Origin of the sequence: Shinella sp. JR1-6 (assembly GCF_004284735.1) — a bacterium.
GTDB lineage: Bacteria > Pseudomonadota > Alphaproteobacteria > Rhizobiales > Rhizobiaceae > Shinella.
On record NZ_SHMI01000009.1, the window covers coordinates 115,564 to 134,286 of the forward strand.

19 protein-coding genes are annotated in these 18,723 nt (G+C 66.0%); 8 read left to right on the forward strand and 11 right to left on the reverse strand.

What is annotated here, in order from left to right; translation table 11 throughout:
• Positions 1–30: 30 nt before the first annotated feature.
• A complete protein-coding gene (locus tag EXZ48_RS17480) occupies positions 31–933 on the reverse strand; it encodes a metallophosphoesterase (protein WP_130517311.1) in 903 nt (300 codons plus the stop codon).
• A gap of 110 nt (positions 934–1,043) precedes the next feature.
• On the opposite strand from EXZ48_RS17480, the gene EXZ48_RS17485 reads away from it, so the two are divergent.
• Positions 1,044–1,544 (forward strand): NUDIX domain-containing protein, encoded by a 501-nt coding sequence (locus EXZ48_RS17485; protein WP_130517313.1) that lies wholly within the window; start codon positions 1,044–1,046, stop codon positions 1,542–1,544.
• Between the two features lie 2 nt (positions 1,545–1,546).
• On the opposite strand, the gene EXZ48_RS17490 is transcribed toward EXZ48_RS17485, so the two are convergent.
• Positions 1,547–2,533: a glutathione S-transferase family protein gene (locus tag EXZ48_RS17490; protein ID WP_024270473.1), complete on the reverse strand. Its 987-nt coding sequence runs from the start codon at positions 2,531–2,533 to the stop codon at positions 1,547–1,549.
• Positions 2,534–2,816: 283 nt separating this feature from the next.
• Between EXZ48_RS17490 and EXZ48_RS17495 the strand changes: the two genes are divergently transcribed.
• The gene (locus tag EXZ48_RS17495) at positions 2,817–3,347 is read left to right on the forward strand and encodes a GNAT family N-acetyltransferase (RefSeq protein WP_130517315.1); all 531 of its coding nucleotides are present in this window, start codon (positions 2,817–2,819) and stop codon (positions 3,345–3,347) included.
• A 164-nt stretch (positions 3,348–3,511) separates the two neighbouring features.
• Here EXZ48_RS17495 and EXZ48_RS17500 read toward each other — a convergent pair whose 3' ends face one another.
• The 5 genes from EXZ48_RS17500 to EXZ48_RS17520 all read right to left on the reverse strand — a co-directional run bounded on the left by EXZ48_RS17500 (position 3,512) and on the right by EXZ48_RS17520 (position 11,059).
• Entirely contained in the window at positions 3,512–4,045 is a 534-nt protein-coding gene (locus tag EXZ48_RS17500; protein ID WP_130517317.1) for a glyoxalase superfamily protein, read from the reverse strand.
• A 185-nt stretch (positions 4,046–4,230) separates the two neighbouring features.
• Entirely contained in the window at positions 4,231–6,303 is a 2,073-nt protein-coding gene (locus EXZ48_RS17505; RefSeq protein ID WP_130517319.1) for a hypothetical protein, read from the reverse strand.
• Position 6,304: 1 nt separating this feature from the next.
• Entirely contained in the window at positions 6,305–9,115 is a 2,811-nt protein-coding gene (locus EXZ48_RS17510) for a DUF4159 domain-containing protein (protein ID WP_130517321.1), read from the reverse strand.
• Positions 9,112–10,032, reverse strand: coding sequence for a DUF58 domain-containing protein (locus EXZ48_RS17515; RefSeq protein WP_130517322.1), 921 nt, complete (start codon positions 10,030–10,032; stop codon positions 9,112–9,114). The genes EXZ48_RS17510 and EXZ48_RS17515 overlap by 4 nt, the downstream gene beginning before the upstream one ends.
• A gap of 13 nt (positions 10,033–10,045) precedes the next feature.
• Positions 10,046–11,059, reverse strand: a complete 1,014-nt coding sequence (locus EXZ48_RS17520) for a MoxR family ATPase (RefSeq protein WP_130517324.1) — start codon at positions 11,057–11,059, stop codon at positions 10,046–10,048.
• A 193-nt stretch (positions 11,060–11,252) separates the two neighbouring features.
• On the opposite strand from EXZ48_RS17520, the gene EXZ48_RS17525 reads away from it, so the two are divergent.
• From EXZ48_RS17525 to EXZ48_RS17535, 3 genes are read left to right on the forward strand one after another with little or no spacing between them, the layout of a single operon-like run.
• Positions 11,253–11,870 (forward strand): DUF1285 domain-containing protein, encoded by a 618-nt coding sequence (locus tag EXZ48_RS17525; protein ID WP_130517326.1) that lies wholly within the window; start codon positions 11,253–11,255, stop codon positions 11,868–11,870.
• Positions 11,867–12,499: a CoA pyrophosphatase gene (locus tag EXZ48_RS17530; RefSeq protein ID WP_130517328.1), complete on the forward strand. Its 633-nt coding sequence runs from the start codon at positions 11,867–11,869 to the stop codon at positions 12,497–12,499. The genes EXZ48_RS17525 and EXZ48_RS17530 overlap by 4 nt, the downstream gene beginning before the upstream one ends.
• Positions 12,496–13,767 carry a CCA tRNA nucleotidyltransferase gene (locus tag EXZ48_RS17535; RefSeq protein WP_130517330.1) on the forward strand — a complete coding sequence of 424 codons (1,272 nt, stop codon included), beginning with the start codon at positions 12,496–12,498 and terminating at the stop codon, positions 13,765–13,767. The genes EXZ48_RS17530 and EXZ48_RS17535 overlap by 4 nt, the downstream gene beginning before the upstream one ends.
• A gap of 152 nt (positions 13,768–13,919) precedes the next feature.
• Here the strand turns inward: EXZ48_RS17535 and EXZ48_RS17540 are convergent, their stop codons facing one another.
• The 3 genes from EXZ48_RS17540 to hemF all read right to left on the reverse strand — a co-directional run bounded on the left by EXZ48_RS17540 (position 13,920) and on the right by hemF (position 15,523).
• A complete protein-coding gene (locus tag EXZ48_RS17540; protein WP_130517332.1) occupies positions 13,920–14,111 on the reverse strand; it encodes a DUF1059 domain-containing protein in 192 nt (63 codons plus the stop codon).
• Between the two features lie 166 nt (positions 14,112–14,277).
• Positions 14,278–14,526 carry a hypothetical protein gene (locus EXZ48_RS17545; RefSeq protein WP_024271235.1) on the reverse strand — a complete coding sequence of 83 codons (249 nt, stop codon included), beginning with the start codon at positions 14,524–14,526 and terminating at the stop codon, positions 14,278–14,280.
• Positions 14,527–14,611: 85 nt separating this feature from the next.
• Complete coding sequence (gene hemF, locus EXZ48_RS17550; RefSeq protein ID WP_130517334.1) at positions 14,612–15,523, reverse strand: oxygen-dependent coproporphyrinogen oxidase; 912 nt, start codon at positions 15,521–15,523, stop codon at positions 14,612–14,614.
• A gap of 171 nt (positions 15,524–15,694) precedes the next feature.
• Between hemF and EXZ48_RS17555 the strand changes: the two genes are divergently transcribed.
• Complete coding sequence (locus EXZ48_RS17555) at positions 15,695–15,952, forward strand: hypothetical protein (protein WP_130517336.1); 258 nt, start codon at positions 15,695–15,697, stop codon at positions 15,950–15,952.
• Between the two features lie 4 nt (positions 15,953–15,956).
• On the opposite strand, the gene EXZ48_RS17560 is transcribed toward EXZ48_RS17555, so the two are convergent.
• Positions 15,957–16,349: a tautomerase family protein gene (locus tag EXZ48_RS17560; RefSeq protein ID WP_023516295.1), complete on the reverse strand. Its 393-nt coding sequence runs from the start codon at positions 16,347–16,349 to the stop codon at positions 15,957–15,959.
• 95 nt (positions 16,350–16,444) lie between these two features.
• Between EXZ48_RS17560 and EXZ48_RS17565 the strand changes: the two genes are divergently transcribed.
• Together EXZ48_RS17565 and EXZ48_RS17570 are read left to right on the forward strand one after the other, a co-directional pair.
• Positions 16,445–17,317, forward strand: a complete 873-nt coding sequence (locus EXZ48_RS17565; protein WP_050744186.1) for a LysR substrate-binding domain-containing protein — start codon at positions 16,445–16,447, stop codon at positions 17,315–17,317.
• 112 nt (positions 17,318–17,429) lie between these two features.
• On the forward strand, positions 17,430–18,710 hold the full coding sequence (locus EXZ48_RS17570) for a hemolysin family protein (protein ID WP_023516297.1): 1,281 nt from the start codon (positions 17,430–17,432) through the stop codon (positions 18,708–18,710).
• The last annotated feature ends 13 nt before the right edge of the window (positions 18,711–18,723 follow it).

Consider the following 18,723-nt stretch of genomic DNA (forward strand, 5'->3'; position numbering starts at 1 on the left):
GGAATAGAGGGTTTTATTCGGCCGGGGATGCTAGAAACGCGTGGTTTCCGCCAGTGCCAGCGCAAGGCCGTCCGTCGTCAGCGCGTAGCGCTCGCGCATGACGTTCCAGTTCCCGGGGGCGCCGGAAATGGAGAACAGGTTGTAGCCCGCCGGCGGCTTGTGGCCGCCCGGCCCCTGCGAGGCCGAGGCAATGCCGACGACGGGAATCTGCTTCGTCTGCCCGGGCAGCCAATGCACCGTATTGAGGTGGGTGTGGCCGTGCAGCACGAGGTCGGCGCCACCCGTCGAGACCGTGGCGGCGAAGCGGCGGATGCCGATCATGCGCTTGTGGAGCGAGGTTGCGCCGCGGATCGGCGGGTGGTGGATCAGCACGACACGGAAGAGGCCGTGCTTCTCTGCCGCCCGCAGGAGATTGACGGTTTCGCGCGCCTGCCGCCTGCCGAAATAGCCCGAGGCGGCGAAGGGCGGCGTTGCGACCGCCGTCGAGCAGCCGATGATCGCCACCTGGCCGCGAACCCGCATGTAGGGAAAGACGTGAAAGTCCTCGTCCCATTCGGCCGGTGCGTTGTCGCCACGCATGTAGGGATACCAGGCCCTGGTCGATTTTTCGTAGGCGCCCCGCACATAGGCGTCGTGGTTGCCCGGCACGACCGAGACGTTCTCCGGCGTGCCAGCCTCCGTCAGCCAGCTTTTGACGGCGGCGATCTCGAGCGAGGAGGCAAGGTTCACGAGGTCGCCGGTGATCGCCAGATGATCCGGGTCGCGCCGCTCGAGATCGTCCAGAACGATGTCCAGCGTGTTGGCGAAGAGGTGTCGGCGCCGGTTGCGGTGCCAGTTGACGAAGCCGGTGATGCGCTTGGAAAAAAGCTCCAGGAAGGTGAGGGCAGGGAGCGGCCCGAGATGGACGTCCGATATATGGGCAAGTCTGAACATATCCTTCCTTAGTGCATAAGATGCGCAAGGGGAACGCAAGGCGTGGATATTCCTCGGTCTTTGGCGCGGTGAGACTTGATTTGGCCAAAAGCTTCCGGCGAAGTGCCGCCATGGACCAGGACAAGCCCGCCGCCGCACCACCGACCCGCAGCCGCCTCAGGCGGCTTGCGACGCGTGTGCTGCACGGCTACTTCGCGCTTTCCCGCGGCATGACGATGGGCGTGCGCGCCGCCTGCTTCGACGAGGCCGGCCGGCTCTTCCTGGTGCGTCACAGCTATGTGCCCGGCTGGCACCTGCCGGGCGGCGGCATCGAGCGCGGCGAGACGGCGCTGGAGGCGCTGGCCAAGGAGATGCGCGAGGAGGGCAATCTCGTTGTGGGTGCGGCGCCCCGGCTCGTGCACGTCTATTTCAACCGGCAGACCAGCAAGCGCGACCACGTTCTCCTCTACTGCTGCGAAGGCGTCACCCAGTCCACACCGCGCCTGAAGGACCGGGAGATTGTCGAGGCCGGCTTCTTCGGGCTCGACGCCCTGCCGGCCGCAACGACCGCCGCCACCCGGCGGCGACTGGAGGAGCTTGCCGGCCGGGCGCCGTTTGCTGATGTGTGGTAGGTTCAGGCCGCCTTCAGCCGCTCGCGGCCATGGGGCAGGGTCAGGTCGAGTTCGGGGCCGACGGGCACGATCCCCGTCGGATTGATCGTCGTGTGGCTGCGGTAGTAGTGCTCCTTGATGTGGCGCATGTTCACCGTTCCGGCGATACCCGGCACCTGGTAGAGTTCGCGCAGATAGCCGGAAAGATTGGGGTAATCGGCGATGCGGCGGATGTTGCACTTGAAGTGGCCGACATAGACCGGATCGAAGCGCACTAGCGTGGTGAAGAGCCGCCAATCGGCCTCCGTCAACCGGTCGCCGGTGAGATAGCGTTTCGTGGAAAGCCGGTCATCGAGACGGTCCAGCATCTCGAAGAGCTTTTGCACGGCGCCTTCGTAGGCGTCCTGTGCCGTCGCGAAACCGGCCTTGTAGACGCCGTTGTTGACGGTGTCGTAGATCGCCTCGTTGAGCACGTCGATCTCCGCACGCAGCGGTTCGGGATAATAGTCCTCGCGCGAACCGGTGATACCGTCGAAAGCCGCGTTGAACATGCGGATGATCTCAGCCGATTCGTTCGAGACCAGGCGGTTCTGTTTCTTGTCCCAGAGAACCGGCACGGTGACGCGGCCGGAATAGTGCGGATCGGCCTTCTGGTAGATTTCGTAGAGTGCGGTGGCACCGAACAGCGGATCGAGCGTGCCGCCGTTCTCGCCCTTGAACTCCCAGCCTCGGGTCAGCATCAGCGGATCGACGACGGAGACCGTGATGAGTTCTTCCAGCTTCTTCAGCTTGCGGAAGATCAGCGTGCGGTGCGCCCAGGGACAGGCATAGGAGACATAGAGATGGTAGCGTCCGGCCTCCGCGGCAAAGCCGCCTTCGCCGGTCGGTCCCGGCGCGCCGTCCGGCATGATCCAGTTGCGGAACTGCGAGGCGGCGCGCTTGAAATGGCCCTTCGTCGATTCCGTGTCATACCAGACGTCGTGCCAGACGCCGTCCACGAGCATGCCCATGATATTCTCCTTCTGCCGCCTTTCGCGGCCAAAATGTGCAGCCATAGTGCGCATGTGGACGAAGCGTGGATAGGGGCATTTTGATGAACAGTGCGTTTTGCTCTTTGACAGACGCGAAATTTCTGCTATCGGCGCAGGTCAGTACCGGCGCTCAAGCCGGCAAGGAAGACGAACCCCGCATGTTCTACACCGGAACCCCACGACGACGCTGATGCTCCTGCTGCGCCCCCTGGCGGCGGCGCGATCACCCGCATCCCTCGTTTCGTATCCGGTTCCCTGATCCATGAACATGCTCAAGCACGACCTCGTCTACCTCACGGAAGATGTCTCCCACGACGCGGCCATCGAACACATCAACGAAGAGGCCTTCGGTCCCGGCCGGCATGTGCGTGCGGCTGCGCGCATCCGCGAGCAGGGGCCGCACGACCTGTCGCTCTCCTTCGTCTGTACCGATGACGGCGAGACGATCGCCTCCGTGCGCATGACGCCGGTGCTGGCGGGCGGCGTGAAGGCACACCTGCTCGGCCCGCTCGCCGTGCGGCCGTCGCACATGAACAAGGGTATCGGCCGGGAACTGCTGCGGATCGCCTGCGCGGCGGCCAAGCGCAAGGGTTCGGAAGCGGTGGTCCTCGTCGGTGATCCGCCCTACTACGGCCCGCTCGGTTTCGAAAAGGTCGCGTGGAATGCGCTCGCCTTCCCCGGTCCGGTCGATCCGGCCCGGGTGCTCGTCATGCCCTTTGCCGAGGATACGCATGCGCGGCTGAAGGGTGTGATTGCGTGGCGGTGCGGCGAGGGGGCTAACCCCGGCGTTTGAGGCCCCCTCATCTTGCTGCCGCCACCATCTCCCCGCAAGCGGGAAGATGGTGAAATTTGCTAGGGCTTCCTACCCATCGGACTGTGTTGTTGGGAGAACAACGCGACATAGCGCTTCCCCCCGCATGCGGGGAGAAGGGGTCGGCAGCCGGCTGAGGGGTAATCTCAGTCCTTCAACTCCATGAAGCGGATGTGGTTGTTGAACGGATCCGTCACCGTCACCTCCAGCCGCGAGCCCTCATCCTCCAGCCCCGGCTTCATGTAGCGGTAGTCCTTGCCGATCAGCTCCTTCTGGAAGGCGCGGATGCCCGTCATGTAGACGACCATGTTGCCGCCTGGCGTCGCGTCGCCCGCATGTTCGGACAGGTGCAGCCGGAGGCCGCCGCGCGAGACCTGGGTATAGAGCGGAAAATTCTCGCCGTAGCGGTGTTCCCAATCGATGGAGAAGCCGAGGAAGCCGAGATAGAATTCGTGCGCCTTCGCCACATCGAAGATGCGGACGATCGGCACCGCCTGCTCGAATTCGATGCCGGCCGGCGGCCTGGCTTCGATCTTGGCGGACAGGATGTTCCACGTCTCGGCGCCGAACTGGCGGGCGACGATTTCGAGGGCCTGGCTGTGGGGGATGTCGATGTCGCGGGCGGCAAGCGCCTCCCGCAGGGTTTTCGCCATGGTTTTTGCGTCGCGAAAGTCGCGCATGTCCGTTCCTCATATCAGGCGAAGTCTTCGTCAGTGCCCGCATTGCCGACGCCTTCGCCACGATGAACGGTGGAGAAAGGTTTTTCGGGAGGCGTTCGCCATGCCGTTGGAAAGGCGCGGGTCTGCCGGCCGCCTCCGGCCGTGCCGCGACACTAGCCGAACGTTTGGCGTGGCGCCAGAGGCGATTACCGCCCTTCGCGATACCACATGGCCGAGAAGGCGAGCAGCAGCAGGCCGACTCCGGCAAAACCGGCAAAGAGCGGCAGCGAGTTGATGCCCTTCAGCACCGTCTCGTCCGTCATGCGCAGCGACAGGCGGTTCTCGTCGATGGTGCGGACCTGACCCGACACCGGCAGCAGCGGCGGCAAGGACACGGCCTCGCCCTCCGCATCGACCAGCCGGCGCACCGTCCCCCTCGTGGCCTCGGCGAGCGGCTTCAGGCTCTCGGTGGTCGAGATCGTCGCCTTGAACTCCGGCGCATCGACAGCACCGACATGGACGAGGGCGGAAAGGTTGTCGTTGGTGATCTCGTAGAGGCCGGTCTCCGCCGTCGGCACTTCGGCGCGGTAGAGGCCGGGTTCGGCCTCGGTGAGTACCACCTGCTGCGTTGCGCCGGAGGGCAGTTTCAGCGTCGCCTCGCCCGGCGCGTCGCCGATCGTCTGGCGGTTGATCTGGAGCGTGCGGCCGAAGGTGCGGGCGGTCAGCGCCTCCTCCTCCAGCGCAGGCTCCTGCATCAGCCAGTGCGCCGTGCGACGGTAGAGCGAGACATGCGGGCCGCCCCCTTCGAAACCGCGCGCCCAGAGCCACCCCTGGTCGGAAAGCAGCATGGCGACGCGGCCCTTGCCGGCGCGGTTCAGCACCAGGAGCGGCTTGCCGTCATTGGCCTCCATCACGACATTGCCGTCCGGGCGCTGGACGTCGACGGTGCGGAACCAGCGGCCCCAGCGCGGGGGCTCCTCGCCCGCGCCTTCGAGGCCGCGCGTGACGGGGTGCTTTTTGCCCTGGTCCGAAAGACGCGGATAGAAGGGTGCCTCGTTCATCGCGCCCGTCGGGTTCGCCGGCAGCACAACCGAGAGCGGGGTGCCGGCGATGGAATCGTTGCCTGCATGCTCCGGCCCGGCTGCGATCAGCAGCGCGCCGCCGTTTTCCACGTACTGGGCGATGTTGTCGTAGTAGAGGATCGGCAGCACGCCGCGGTGCTGGTAGCGGTCGAAAATGATGAGATCGAACTCGTTGATCTTGTCGACGAAGAGTTCGCGGGTCGGGAAGGCGATCAGCGACAGTTCGTTGATCGGCGTGCCGTCCTGCTTTTCCGGCGGACGCAGGATGGTGAAGTGCACGAGATCGATGGCCGTGTCGGACTTCAGGAGGTTGCGCCAGGCGCGCTCGCCGGCATGCGGCTCGCCGGAGACCAGCAGCACGCGCAGGTTCTCGCGGATGCCCTCGATGACATGGACGGCGCGGTTGTTCGCCGTGGTGATCTCGCCCGCGACCGGCTCGACCTCGAACTCCAGGATATTGTTGCCGCCGCGCGGGACGGTGAAGCCGAGCGGGTGTTCTGTGCCCGGCTGGGCGATTTCCGAGGCGATCTCGTTGCCGTTGAGACGCACAGTCACGCGGGCGGTGCCGCCGGGGCCGGCGCCGTCGTCCACCACGCGGAATTTCAGCTCCTGCGGCTCGCCGACGATGCCGAAGCGCGGCGCGCTGACGATCTCGATGCGGCGGTCGAATTCATCCGGCCGGCCGGTGACGAGGGCATGTACCGGCGCTTCGAAACTGGAGAAGGCCGATGCCTCCGGAATGTCGTGCACCTGGCCGTCGGTGATGAGGATCGCGCCGCCGACGCGCGAGCGCGGCACATCGGCGATCGCGGCGTTGAGCGCGTCGAAGAGGCGGGTGGAGGGCGTGTCCGACGTGCCGTCGTCGCCGGCCTCCACGATGCGCGGCTCGATGCGGGGATAGCGGGAAAAGCGTTCCTTGAGGCCTTCGAGCGCGGCGTTGGTCTGCGCGGTGCGCTGTTCGTTGTCCTGGCTCTGGCTGCGGTCGACGATGACGGGCACGACGGTCGACAGCGCCTCGCGATCCTCCTGCAAAAACACCGGGTTGGCGAGGGCGAAGACGAGAAGAGCGAGCGCCAGCGCGCGGATGAAGGCGCCGCGCAGGCCACGCCAGAAGCCGAGGGCGGCAAGCGCGATGCCGGCGAGGGCGATTGCGCCGATGGCGAGCCAAGGCAGGAAGGGGGAGAACTGGAGGGTCATGTCATTGTCCCAGCCGTTCGAGGAGGGCGGGAACGTGCACCTGGTCCGCCTTGTAGTTGCCGGTCAGCATGTACATCATGATGTTGACGCCGGCGCGGAAGGCGTGGTCGCGCTGGACTTCATCCGGCGGCACGGTCGGCAGCAGCGCCATGCCGTTGGCATCGACCGCCCAGGCGCCGGCGAAATCGTTGCCGGTGATCATGATCGGTGAGACGCCGTCGCCTGCGCGGGCCGGGCGGCTCGGGTCCTCTGCGCGGTCAAGCTCGGCCTCGATCCAGAGCGGGCTGCCGGCATAGCGGCCGGGGAAGTTCGCGAGCAGGTAGAACGCCTTGGTCAGGACGTGGTCGGCCGGAACGGGTTCGAGCGGGGGAATGTCGAGATTGGCGAGGATTGCCTGAAGGCGTTCGGTGTTCGGGCTCGTCGAGTTGCCGTCGAGCGAGACATACTGATCGCGGGTGTCGAACAGCACCGTACCGCCATTGCGCATATAGGCGTCGATGCGGCTGATCGCGGCGCTGGAGGGCATTTCTGCGCTGGCGCTCACCGGCCAGTAGATGATCGGGTAGAGCGACAGCTCGTCCCTGGAAATATCGACGCCGACAGGTTCGCCGGGCTCCAGCGTGGTGCGGTAGGTGAGGAATTCCGTGAGGCCGGCAAGGCCGCGTTCGGAGATGCGGTCCACTTCGCCCTCGCCGGTGACGACATAAGCGATATGCGTCGTGTCGAGCCGCGACATGATCGTCTCGTCGCCCGGTTTGTTGTCGGCCGCGTGGCTTTCCGACGGCGCGACGATCAGCGCGCCGGCGACGAGTGCCAGAAGCACGGCGGCGGTCGCGCCGCGTTTCGGCACGCTGCGGGCGGCGGCAGCGAAGGCGCCGCCCATGAAGAGCACGATGGCGCAATCGGCAAGCAGCAGGAGGGCGGCGAGGGTGAAGAGGTGCGGTTTCAGCGACCAGGTCTCCTTGCCGGCAAGCGGCTCGCGCGTGACGCTCGCCCCGTCAGCGATGGCGAGCGGGCGGATCTCGTGGCCGGGCGGGAAGAGGTTGTGGGCGACATAGCCGTCCTCCGTGCCGTAGAGGCCGGGCGGGTTGTCGAAGCTCGCGATCGCCTTCGTGGCATTGCCCGTGGCGAGCGGTTTTGCCTCGCCGGTTGCGGCGGCAAGCGTGCCGTTGGCGGTCATCAGCCGGTAGGGCGGCAGGCCTTGGGTTTCTGCGGCGTCGCCGGTCGAAACGCCGCCGCCGCGCGAAAGCTGCACGGTGCGGCGGAGCATTTCGACGAAATCGCCTGACAGCGGCAGGTTGGACCAGCCGGTTTCCGCGCTGATGTGGAAAAGCACGATGCGGCCGGAGCCGAGCGGGCCGGTCGTCACCAGCGGCGTGCCGTCGGCAAGGTTTGCCCAGGTACGCTCGGCAAGGTCGGGCGTCGGTTCGGCGAGCACCTGGCGCTTGATGAGGATGCCTTCCGGTGCGCGCATGCCGAAGAACGGGCTGTTTTGCGGATAGGCGGACAGCGGTTGCGGCTCGGACCACGACAGAGCGCCGCCGAGTGCGCGTTCGCCCTTGCGCAGCATGACCGGCACCAGCGGATCGTCCGCGGGAGCGGCGGCAAGGCGTGGGCCGGCGAAGCGGATGAGCATGCCGCCGGCCTCAATCCAGCGCTGCACCGCGCCCTGTACATCCTCCGGCAGGCGGCCGATATCGGCCATGATCAGCACGGAGGGGTTTTGCTCCAGAAGCTCGGGAATGGCGACCGAGAGGTCGGCGACGCTCGGCTCGATCAGGTCGGCATAGGGGGCGAGCGCGCGGTTGATGTAATGCAGCGGCGAGAGCAGCGGCTGGCTGGCATCGACCACCTCGCCGGAGAGGAAGGCGACGCGGCGGCGGCGGAAACCGTCGTCGAGGAGGTATGTGCCGCCGGCGTTTGCCAGCCCGTCGATGGCGATGCGGGCAAAATCGTTGCGCAGTTCGAAGGGGGCGGTGATCGTGCCCGTCGTCGTCGTGCTGCCCGCGGCGAAATCGGCCGTGCCCGTTGCGATGGGGCGACCGCGGGAATCATGTGCCGTCAGCGGCAGGCTGCGCGCTGCGCCGCCGTCGAGGCGGGTGAGGGTGACGGAGAGCGCATCCGAACCGTTGTTCGCCGCCGTGATGGCGACGGCCGGCAATCCGTCGCCGGCGATCAGGCGGAAATCGGCGGGCGAGAGAGACTGCAGCGCGGAGACCGTCTCGTCGGTCTCGCCGCCGGCCATGCCGTCGCTGATGAAGGCGATGGTGCCCGGCGCGGTGCCGTCGAGCGCGGTGCGCAGCGAGGCGACGGCGCCGGCGCGGTCGGCCGGCAGCGGACGGACCTCCGCCGCGGCAAGGCGGGTGCGCGCGGTTGCGGCATCGACGGGCACGGCGTCGTGCTGTCGGTCGGCGGTCAGCACCAGCGAGATCGGCACGTCGCGGCTTTCGGCGTCGTCGATCAGCGTCGATGCCGTGTCGATGCGCTGTTGCCAGTCGGTGGCGGTGGCCCAGCTATTGTCGACGACGAGGGCGAGGGGGCCGCTCGACGCGAGCGTGTTGGTCCGCGGGTTGAAGACCGGGTCGGCGATCGCAAAAATGATCGCGGCGGCCATGAGCATGCGCAGCAGCGTCAGCCACCAGGGACTTTGCGCCGGCGTCTCCTCGCGCTTCATGATCGAGGCGAGGATGGCGAAGGGCGGAAAGACCTCGGTGAGCGGTTTTGGCGGGGTCAGGCGCAGCAGCCACCAGATGACCGGCAGCAGCACCAGCGTTGTCAGCACGGCGGGGAACGCGAAGGCAAAGGCGGTCATCGGCCGCGGCCCTCCGTTTTCATGGCCGGCATGCCGGAGAGATACATGTGCACGGCGACCAGTGCCTCGGAGGCAAGCCGATCGGTGCGATGGGGCACGAAACTCCAGCCGAGATGGCGCAGATTGTCGGCGAGCGTGTCGCGGCGCGCGCTATAGGCGCGGGCGTAGTCTTCCTTCAGCGTCTCGGCGCGGCCGGCGGTAAGTTTTTGGCCGCTTTCGGGATCGGTGAATTCGGTGCGACCGACATAGGGGAAGGTTTCTTCCGCGGGGTCGGCGATCTCCACCACATGGCCTCTAAGGCCCCGGCGCGCAAGCGGGCCGAGGCGCTCCATGACGTCCTCGACGGGATCGAGAAAATCGCCGATCAGCACGATATCGCTGTTGCCGCGGATCATGCCCGTGTCCGGCAGGCCGCTGACGGAGGTATTGTGCATCAGGGCGGTGGCGAGCCGTTCGGCGGCGTTGCGCGCCGCGATCGGCTCCATGACGCCGGGGCAGCCGATGCGCTCGCCGGAGCGCGCGAGGATTTCGGCGAGCGCCAGCATGAGAACCAGCGCGCGGCTCTCCTTCGAGACACTGCCGAAGGTGGACTTGTACATCATCGAGGGCGAAAGATCGGCCCAGATCCAGACGGTGTGGGCGGCTTCCCATTCGCGGTCGCGCACATAGGTGTGGTCGTCGCGGGCCGAGCGCCGCCAGTCGATGCGTGACAGGCTCTCGCCGTCGACATAGGGGCGGAACTGCCAGAAATTTTCACCGATGCCGCGCTTGCGGCGGCCGTGCCAGCCGGCAATCACGGTGTTGGCAAGGCGTTGGGCTTCCACCATGCAATCGGGGATGAGGGCAGCGCGCGCCTGCGCCCGCGAAAGCACCTCGCGGGTCGGTGTTGGCTCGACGATCTGGCCGACGGACGCCATGCGCTCTCCCCGCTCAGCCGCCGGCCTGCCGGACGAGGCCCGCGATGACGTCCCGCACCGACATGCCTTCCGCGCGGGCGCCGAAGGTCAGCGCCATGCGGTGCTGGAGGATCGGTTCGGCGAGCGCCAGCACGTCGTCAACGGAGGGCGCGAGGCGGCCTTCGTAGAGCGCGCGAGCGCGGGCGCAGAGCATCATCGCCTGGCCGGCGCGCGGGCCCGGGCCCCAGGCGACGTGTTTGTCGGTCGAAGCGACGCCGTTGCCCGGGCGGGCGGAGCGTACCAGCGAAAGGATCGCGTCGAGCACCTTCTCGCTCACCGGCATCTGGCGGATGAGGGTCTGGATTTCGATGAGGCGGTCGGCGGCGATGGCGGCGCTCGCTTGCGCCTCGTGCACGCCGGTCGTTTCGAGCAGGATCTGCCGTTCAGCGGCGAGCTCCGGATAGTGCACGTCCACCTGCAAGAGGAAGCGGTCGAGCTGGGCTTCGGGCAGCGGATAGGTGCCTTCCTGCTCCAGCGGGTTCTGCGTCGCCAGCACATGGAAGGGTTTTGGCAGGTCGTTCGCCCGGCCGGCGACCGTCACATGGTATTCCTGCATCGCCTGGAGCAGGGCGGACTGGGTGCGCGGCGAGGCGCGGTTGATCTCGTCGGCCATCAGCAATTGCGTGAAGATCGGGCCGGGCACGAAGCGGAAGGAGCGCTTGCCGTTCTCGTCCTGATCCATCACTTCGGAGCCGAGGATATCGGAGGGCATCAGATCGGGTGTGAACTGGATGCGGCTGGAGGAGAGGCCGAGTACGGTGCCGAGCGTTGCGACCAGCTTGGTCTTGGCAAGGCCCGGTACGCCGACGAGCAGGGCGTGGCCGCCTGACAGTACGGCGAGCATGGTCTGTTCGACCACGCTTTCCTGGCCGAAGATGACCTTGCCGACCTCCTGCTTGATGGCGGCGATGTCGGAGAGCGCCCGTTCCGCGGCGGCGATCACCGTTTTTTCGTCCAGGCCAGCCTCGGGGGAATTCTGAACGCCCATGGTCGTCTCCGCTACCGATCTCAAATTTTGAGGCGAATCGTGGTCTTGCCGCGTTCGCTTCATACATAGAAAGCTTATTAGCTCACCCGTGGCTGACAAGCGGCCACGAAATGACTATCTCGTGAGTGTATCCACCCTTTCCTCTGGGGAGGAAGGGCCTCTCGCGGAGATAGGGTTCAACCGGGACGGAACAATGGCAACGGGCGAAATTCGCGAAAGCGGCGATGCGGCGGGACTGGCCGCGCTGATTTCCCGCGCGGGCGCGGAAACCGGCGGGCGCGGCCTGCCGCCGGTCGAGCGCTGGAACCCGCCGTTCTGCGGCGATATCGATATGGAGATCCGCGCCGACGGTACCTGGTTCTATCTGGGAACGCCGATCGGCCGCGCGCCGCTGGTGCGGCTGTTTTCCACCGTGCTGCGCAAGGACGAGGACGGTAAGATCTATCTGGTGACGCCGGTCGAGAAGGTCGGCATCCGCGTCGTGGATGCGCCGTTCCTGGCGGTGGAAATGAATGCGTCGGGCGAGGGCGCGGGGCAAAAGCTCACCTTCCGCACCAATGTCGGCGATGTCGTCGAGGCCGGGCGGGAGCACCCGCTGCGTTTCGTCATCGAGGGCGAAAACAGCGAGCTGAAGCCCTATCTCCTCGTGCGCGGGCGGCTGGAGGCGCTGGTCTCGCGGGCGATGATGTACGAGCTTGTCGGCCTTGGCGAGACGATCGAGATTGACGGTGTAAAAATGTTCGCCGTGCGTTCGGGCGGCACGGTCTTCCCGGTCATGCCGGCAGCCGAGCTGGATGCACTGTCGCGATGAGTTTTCCCCCTTTTAGTGCTGCGGAATTTCGTCGCCGGGCGATGGAGCAGATGCTGACGCTCGGCGAGGAGAGTTGGCGCGAGCATGGTGACAGCCTGCTCAATCCCGGCGTCATCCCCCATATCGAAGGCATGAAGCTGCGCGATGCCGCGGTGCTGATCCCCGTCGTCGACGAAGGCGAGGAGGCGCGCGTCATCTTCACGCAGCGCACCGCGACGATGCGCAAACATTCCGGTCAGGTCGCCTTTCCCGGCGGCGCGGTCGATGACGAGGACGCCGATGTCGAGACGGCGGCGATGCGCGAGGCGGAGGAGGAGATCAGCCTCGACCGCCGTTTCGTCGAGCCGGTCGGTCGGCTGCCGCAATACAAGGCATTGTCGGGTTTCTCCATCACGCCGGTTTTGGCGGTGGTGCAGCCGGGGTTCGAACTCACGCCCAATCCGGCGGAAGTCGAGACGGTTTTCGACGTGCCGCTCTCCTTCCTGATGGACCCGCGCAACCACGAGCGGGGCAGCGGCATCTGGCTTGGCGGCGAGCGGCATTATTATCGCATGCCCTATGAGGGGCATAATATCTGGGGCATCACCGCCGGCATCGTGCGGGTGATCTATGAAAGGCTTTATGCATGACGTCTGTTTCGGGCGAGGCGTGGTTTGCCGATCCGGCGCTCGTTCGCGTGCTGGCGCTCTTGAACAGTGACGGCGGGGAGGCGCGCGTCGCCGGCGGGGCCGTGCGCAACAGCCTGATGGGCCTGCCGGTCGCCGATGTCGATATCGCGACGACGCTGCGGCCCGAGGTGGTTGTCGAGCGAGCGAAGGAAGCCGGCATCAAGGCGGTGCCGACGGGCATCGAGCATGGCACGGTGACGCTCGTCATCGAGGGCAAACCCTTCGAGGTGACGACGTTGCGCCGCGACATTTCCACCGACGGCCGCCATGCCGAAGTCGCCTTCGGCACGGACTGGCGGGCGGACGCCGAACGGCGCGACCTGACGATCAACGCGCTCTATGCCGATGCCGGCGGTGCAGTCATCGATCTCGTGGGCGGCCTGCCGGATATCGAGAGCCGCACCGTGCGTTTCATCGGCGATGCGGGAACGCGCATTGCGGAGGATCACCTGCGCATCCTGCGCTTTTTCCGCTTCTTTGCGCTCTACGGCAGCGGCCGGCCCGATGCGGACGGGCTGAAGGCCTGCGCACGGGCGAAGGGCAGCCTTGGAAAACTTTCAGCCGAGCGCGTCTGGTCCGAGACGAAGAAATTGCTCGTAGCGCCCGATCCCGGCCGCGCGCTGCTGTGGATGCGGCAGGCGGGCGTGCTCACCGAAATCCTGCCCGAGACGGAAAAGTGGGGCATCGATGCAATCCCCGGCCTGATCCATGCCGAAAAGGCGTTCGACTGGAAGCCCGACCCGATGCTGCGCCTTGCCGCCATGGTGCCGGCGGATCGCGACCGGCTGAAGGCGCTCGCCGAGCGCCTGCGCCTTTCCAAGGCGGAGGCGGCCGTTCTCGACCATTGGGCGGCCGCGCCGGAAATCGCGCCGAAACTTGCCGAGACGGCATTCGAGCGGCTGCTTTATCGCAGCGGTGTGCAGGGGCTGACGATGCGGCTGAAGCTGGCACTGGCGTCCGCCCGGGCGCGGGGCCTTGGTGACCCGGAGGCGCTGGCCTTTGCCGGCCTTTGCCAGCGGCTTCTTGCTCGGGCCGAGAAATGGCACCGGCCGACCTTCCCGCTGAACGGCGCGGACGTGCTTGCCGCGGGTGTTCCCGCCGGCCCGAAGGTCGGTGCGGTTCTGGGGGCGATCGAAGAGGCATGGGTGGCGGGCAACTTCCATGACGGCCGCGCAAATCTGCTTGCCCGTCTGGCGGCGATGGCAAAGGAGGAGCTTTCCACGCCCTGAGCGCATCATGATCCTTCAGGTTCGCGTCTGACGTCAGGCCTTTGATTTTCCGGGTGCTACCGCAAACGGCTCTTTTCGCGCCATGGGCCATTTGACCTTCTCCCCGGCGGGGAGAAGGTGAGCAGGCGGTGTGAATTTGTCGGAAATGCCTGTCAGGCGGCGTCGGCCGCCTTCTCGTCGATGATGCGTTCCTTGATGTGATCGACCATGCTTTCCCGGATGATCGCCTCGCCATGGGCGGTGCGCATATGCTCGACCGCACGGCGGACGACTTCGGCGTCGTCATTGGCCCGCGTATGCCAGTCGCATCCGGGGACGAGTGAACCGCATTCAAAAAGTCTCATGACCTATCTCCTGTCGTTTCAGCGGAACCAGTGTAGCAGATGAGGCCCGATCAGCCAAATTGCAGCCGGGCCTGCGGCATCAGGAAGCCGTCCCATCAAACGGCAAAAGCCGCCCGAGGTTCCGCCCCGGGCGCGATTTCGTTGCTGCATTTCCAGCCGGCTGTTGTCAGGCCGCGTCGTCCTTCGCCCAGGCGTCGAAGCAGCAGGACGACTGGAATTGCGCCGGGGTGGTGTGGTGATCGACGAGATGATGCACCACGCCGCTGGCAAGCCGCAGCCGGGCTTCTTCGACGAAATAGGCGTGCGGCAGGTCCAGCCCGCTCTCGGCACGTATGGTTTCGGCGAAACGATCGAGAAATTCGGGAGATTTCGGGTCGGAACCCGTCTGCATTGCCTCTTGTGCTGCAATCTTCATGACTGCTTCCTCCATGGACTCATGCAGCAGGCATTATACCACGGAAGGCGTAGGTCTGTAATCACAAGGCAGGGAGGGCCGGCCTTCAGGGCCAGCGCACCACCGGGGGAAGCGAGGAGAGGATCGACTCGACATTGCCGCCCGTCTTGAGGCCGAAGATCGTGCCGCGGTCGTAGAGCAGGTTGAACTCGACATAGCGGCCGCGCCGCACGAGCTGTTCGTCGCGGTCTTCTTCCGTCCAGCCCTTGTTGAAGTTCGACCGCACGATCTTCGGATAGACCATGGCGAAGGCGCGCCCGACATCCTGGGTGAAGGCAAAATCGGCATCCCAGCCGCCAAGCTCTTCCGACGAATGCAGCCAGTCGTAAAAAATGCCGCCGGTGCCGCGCGGTTCATTGCGGTGCTTCAGGAAGAAGTAGTCGTCGCACCAGGCCTTGAATTTCTGGTGATCGGCGACGGGATGGCGGTTGCAGGTGATCTCCATCGCCTTGTGGAAGAGCGTGGTGTCCGGATCGTCCATCCTGCGGCGGCGGTCGAGCACCGGCGTCAGGTCCGCACCCCCGCCGAACCAGCGGCTGGTGGTGACGACCATACGCGTGTTCATGTGCACGGCGGGTACGTTGGGGTTCACCGGATGGGCGATGAGCGAGATGCCGGAGGCCCAGAAACGCGGGTCCTCGCTCGCGCCGGGAATCTGGCCGCGAAACTCCGGCGAGAATTCGCCATAGACGGTCGAGGTGTGCACGCCGACCTTCTCGAAGACGCGGCCTTCCATCATCGACATGCGTCCGCCGCCACCTGCGCCGCCCTCGCGCAGCCAGTCCTTGGCGACGAAGCGGCCGGGCTGCATGTCGGAGAGCGGCCCTTGCAGGTCGTCCTCAAGCGCCTCGAAGCTGGCGCAGATCGCGTCGCGCAGCTGCCCGAACCAGGCCTGCGCGGCGGTCTTCTTCTCTTCGATGTCCTCGGGCAGGCCTTTCGGCAGGTCTGGTCGTTCCATGGTGCTTCCCGCTGGCGGGCAGCCCGCCGAATCGTATTTTCGCCACAGTCCAAAACTTTGCGCCATTTGGCAACCGCGGGCGGGGCATCGGCTGGGGACGACGGGACTCGCAAAACGCGCGGGGGCGGCTTATCTTTCCTCCGTTGAATGTGCTGCCAGGAGGAAATCTGCATGGCGCGTGTTCCCGGTCCGCCCCCGCTTGAAGGGCTCCGGCGCCATATCGAGCGTCGCCGTCGCGAAAAACCCGCCCGCGAAGGCCATTTCGTCCGCGAGACCTTCTGCCTCGACCGGCAGGCGGCGCGAGAGAAGGCGCGTGAATGGTTCGACCTCTGGCCGAAGGCCGCCTACTGGACCGAGGTCGAAAGCTGGCGCGCCATGGAGGGGGACCGCATCGAATTCACGATGCGCCGCCTGCCGAGCGCCGTTTGATGCGTCACGCCGCAAGGGCGACGCGCCGGCTTTCCTGTGTCCGGCCACCGTAACCCCAGCTGTCCATCGCGATATCGCGGATGACCACATAGGTCACGGGATCGAGGTGTGCGCCCAGCGTCTCCGCAAGCAGGGCATAGGCGGCGGCGATGAAGCGGGCCTTTTCCTCTGCCGTATTGGTGCCCTCGCTGATCAGGATCTCGAAATGGCCGGCCACCTTCTGCCGTCGCGCGCCGATGGTCCAGTTGGCGATCGGCGTTCCCTCGACGAGGACGGCGGTCGCTTCGGCGCGCTTGCCGAGCAGCGTGACGGCAAGGCGGGTCGCCTCGTCTTGAAGGTGCAGGCGCTCGCCGTCCGTCAGGTTCTTGCCGGCGAGGCGGATGTGGAGGAAGGGCATGGTCGTCTCCTGTCTCGTGTTGACGGAAGGAGCCTATTGCGCGACTATTGTTTTTAAAATTGAGAAGTATTGCTTATATGGTTTTGGAAAACTGAATGGTCTCTCCGCGCAACTTCGACATGGACGTGCTGCGCACGTTTGTTACGGGCGTGCGCCTCGGCAGCTTTGCGAAAGCCGCGGAGGCGCTGGGGCGGACGCCGCCGGCCGTCAGCCTGCAACTGAAGAAACTGTCTGAACTCAGCGGTCAGACGCTTTTCGTCAAGCAGGGCCGGGGCCTCGTACTCACCGATGCCGGCGAAGCCTTGCACGACTATGCGGTGCGCATTCTCGACCTGAACGACGAGGCGATGATGATGCTGGGCTCCAGCCGGGCGCTCGACGGCTGGCTGCGGCTCGGTATCCCGCAGGACTTTGCGGAGACCTCGCTGCCGCCGGTGCTCGGCCGCTTTTCGCGGGCGCACCCGAAGCTGCGCGTCGAAGCGCGGGTCGATCGCGGGGCCAAGCTGGTGGCGGCGGTCGAGCGCGGCGATCTCGACATGGCCGTCACCTGGGGCGGCCAGAAGAGCGCCCATTGCCGGCACATCGCCACCCACCCGGTCGTCTGGATCGCGGCCGTCGACCATGACATCTCCGCCGGCGCGCCGGTGCCACTCATTGCGTTTGATCCACCCTGTACGTTCCGGGCGGCCGCCGTCGAGGCGCTTTCTGCGACCGGACGGGAATGGCGCCAGGTCTTTTCCAGCCCCGGGCTTGCGGGGCTCTGGGCGGCGGTGACGGCCGGGCTCGGCGTGACAATCCGCACGACCACGGGCATGCCGTCCCATCTGCGCGTGCTCGACCCGCAACAGGCGGGGCTACCGGTGCTCGGCAGTATCGACCTGATGCTGCACACGGCCGAAGCACAGCCGCCCGCGCCGGTCGGACGGCTGCGTGACATCCTCCTCGAAATGCTCGTGATCCCCACCTGACACGACCGTGATCGGCAAGTTCGATTGACGGCGACCCGCCGCGCCCCTATCTTGCGGCCATCGTCATCAACAGAAAGGCGCCGTTGCGGTTCAGAAGCACGGCTCACAGTCCTTGTTCGAACTCGCGATTGCCGTCTTCCTTATCCTCTTCAATGGGGTCTTTGCCCTTTCCGAACTTTCCATCGTTTCTGCCCGAAAGCCGCGCCTGAAGACCATGGCTGCGCAGGGCTCGCGTGGCGCTGCGGCAGCGCTGAAGCTGGCGGACCACCCCGGAAAATTCCTCTCCACCGTCCAGATCGGCATCACCCTCATCGGCATTCTCGCCGGTGCCTTCTCGGGTGCCGCGCTCGGCGGACGCCTGCGTGACATCCTCTATGCCGAGGGCGTGCCGGACTGGCTGGCCGATCCGCTCGGCTACGGTATCGTCATCTTCATCATCACCTATCTGTCGGTGGTGGTCGGCGAACTGGTGCCCAAGCAGATCGCGTTGAAGAACCCGGAGCGTTTTGCCGCGCTCGTCGCGCCCGCCATGTCGCTGCTCTCGAAGATCGGTGCCCCGGCGGTCTGGATCCTCGATGCCTCGACGCGGTTGATCTTCCGTCTGCTTGGCCAGCATCAGGTCGCCGAAAGCATCGTCACCGACGAGGAAATCAAGACCATCGTCGCCGAGGCGGAAGCTGCCGGTGTCATCGAGGGCGGCGAAAAGCTGATGATCGCTGGCGTCATGCGCTTCTCCGACCGTGAGGCGCGCGGTCTCATGACCCCGCGCAACGATGTCGACTGGATCGATCTCGGCGACACGGTGGAGGAGATCCACAAGACCCTGACCGACAGCCCGCATTCCCGCCTGCCGGTCGCCGATGGCGGGCCGGAGACGATCGTCGGCATCGTGCAGAAGCGTGAGTTGCTTTCGGCCCTGTTGAACGGCCAGCCGCTCGACATCCGCAGCTTCGTGCGCCCCGCGCCGATCGTGCCCGATACGATGGATGCCATGCGTGTGCTCGAAACGCTGCGCAATTCCGAAGTGCCGATCCTGCTCATCCATGACGAATACGGCCACTTCGAAGGCATCATCACGCCTGCCGACGTGCTGGAGGCGATTGCCGGCGTGTTCCGCGCCGATATCGAGGAAGGCGACGACGATTATGCAGTGCAGCGCGAGGATGGCTCCTGGCTGATCTCCGGCTCCATGCCGATCGACGAGATGGCCGACCGTCTGGGCCTGCAGCTGCCGGCCCGCCGCAGCTATCAGACCGCGGCCGGCCTCGTCATCGAATCGCTGCAGAAGCTGCCGAAGACCGGTGAGATCACGGAAACCCAGGGCTGGCGCTTCGAGGTCGTCGACATGGATGGTCGCCGCGTCGACAAGCTGCTCGCCACGCGGCTGGATTAATCCGACACCACAA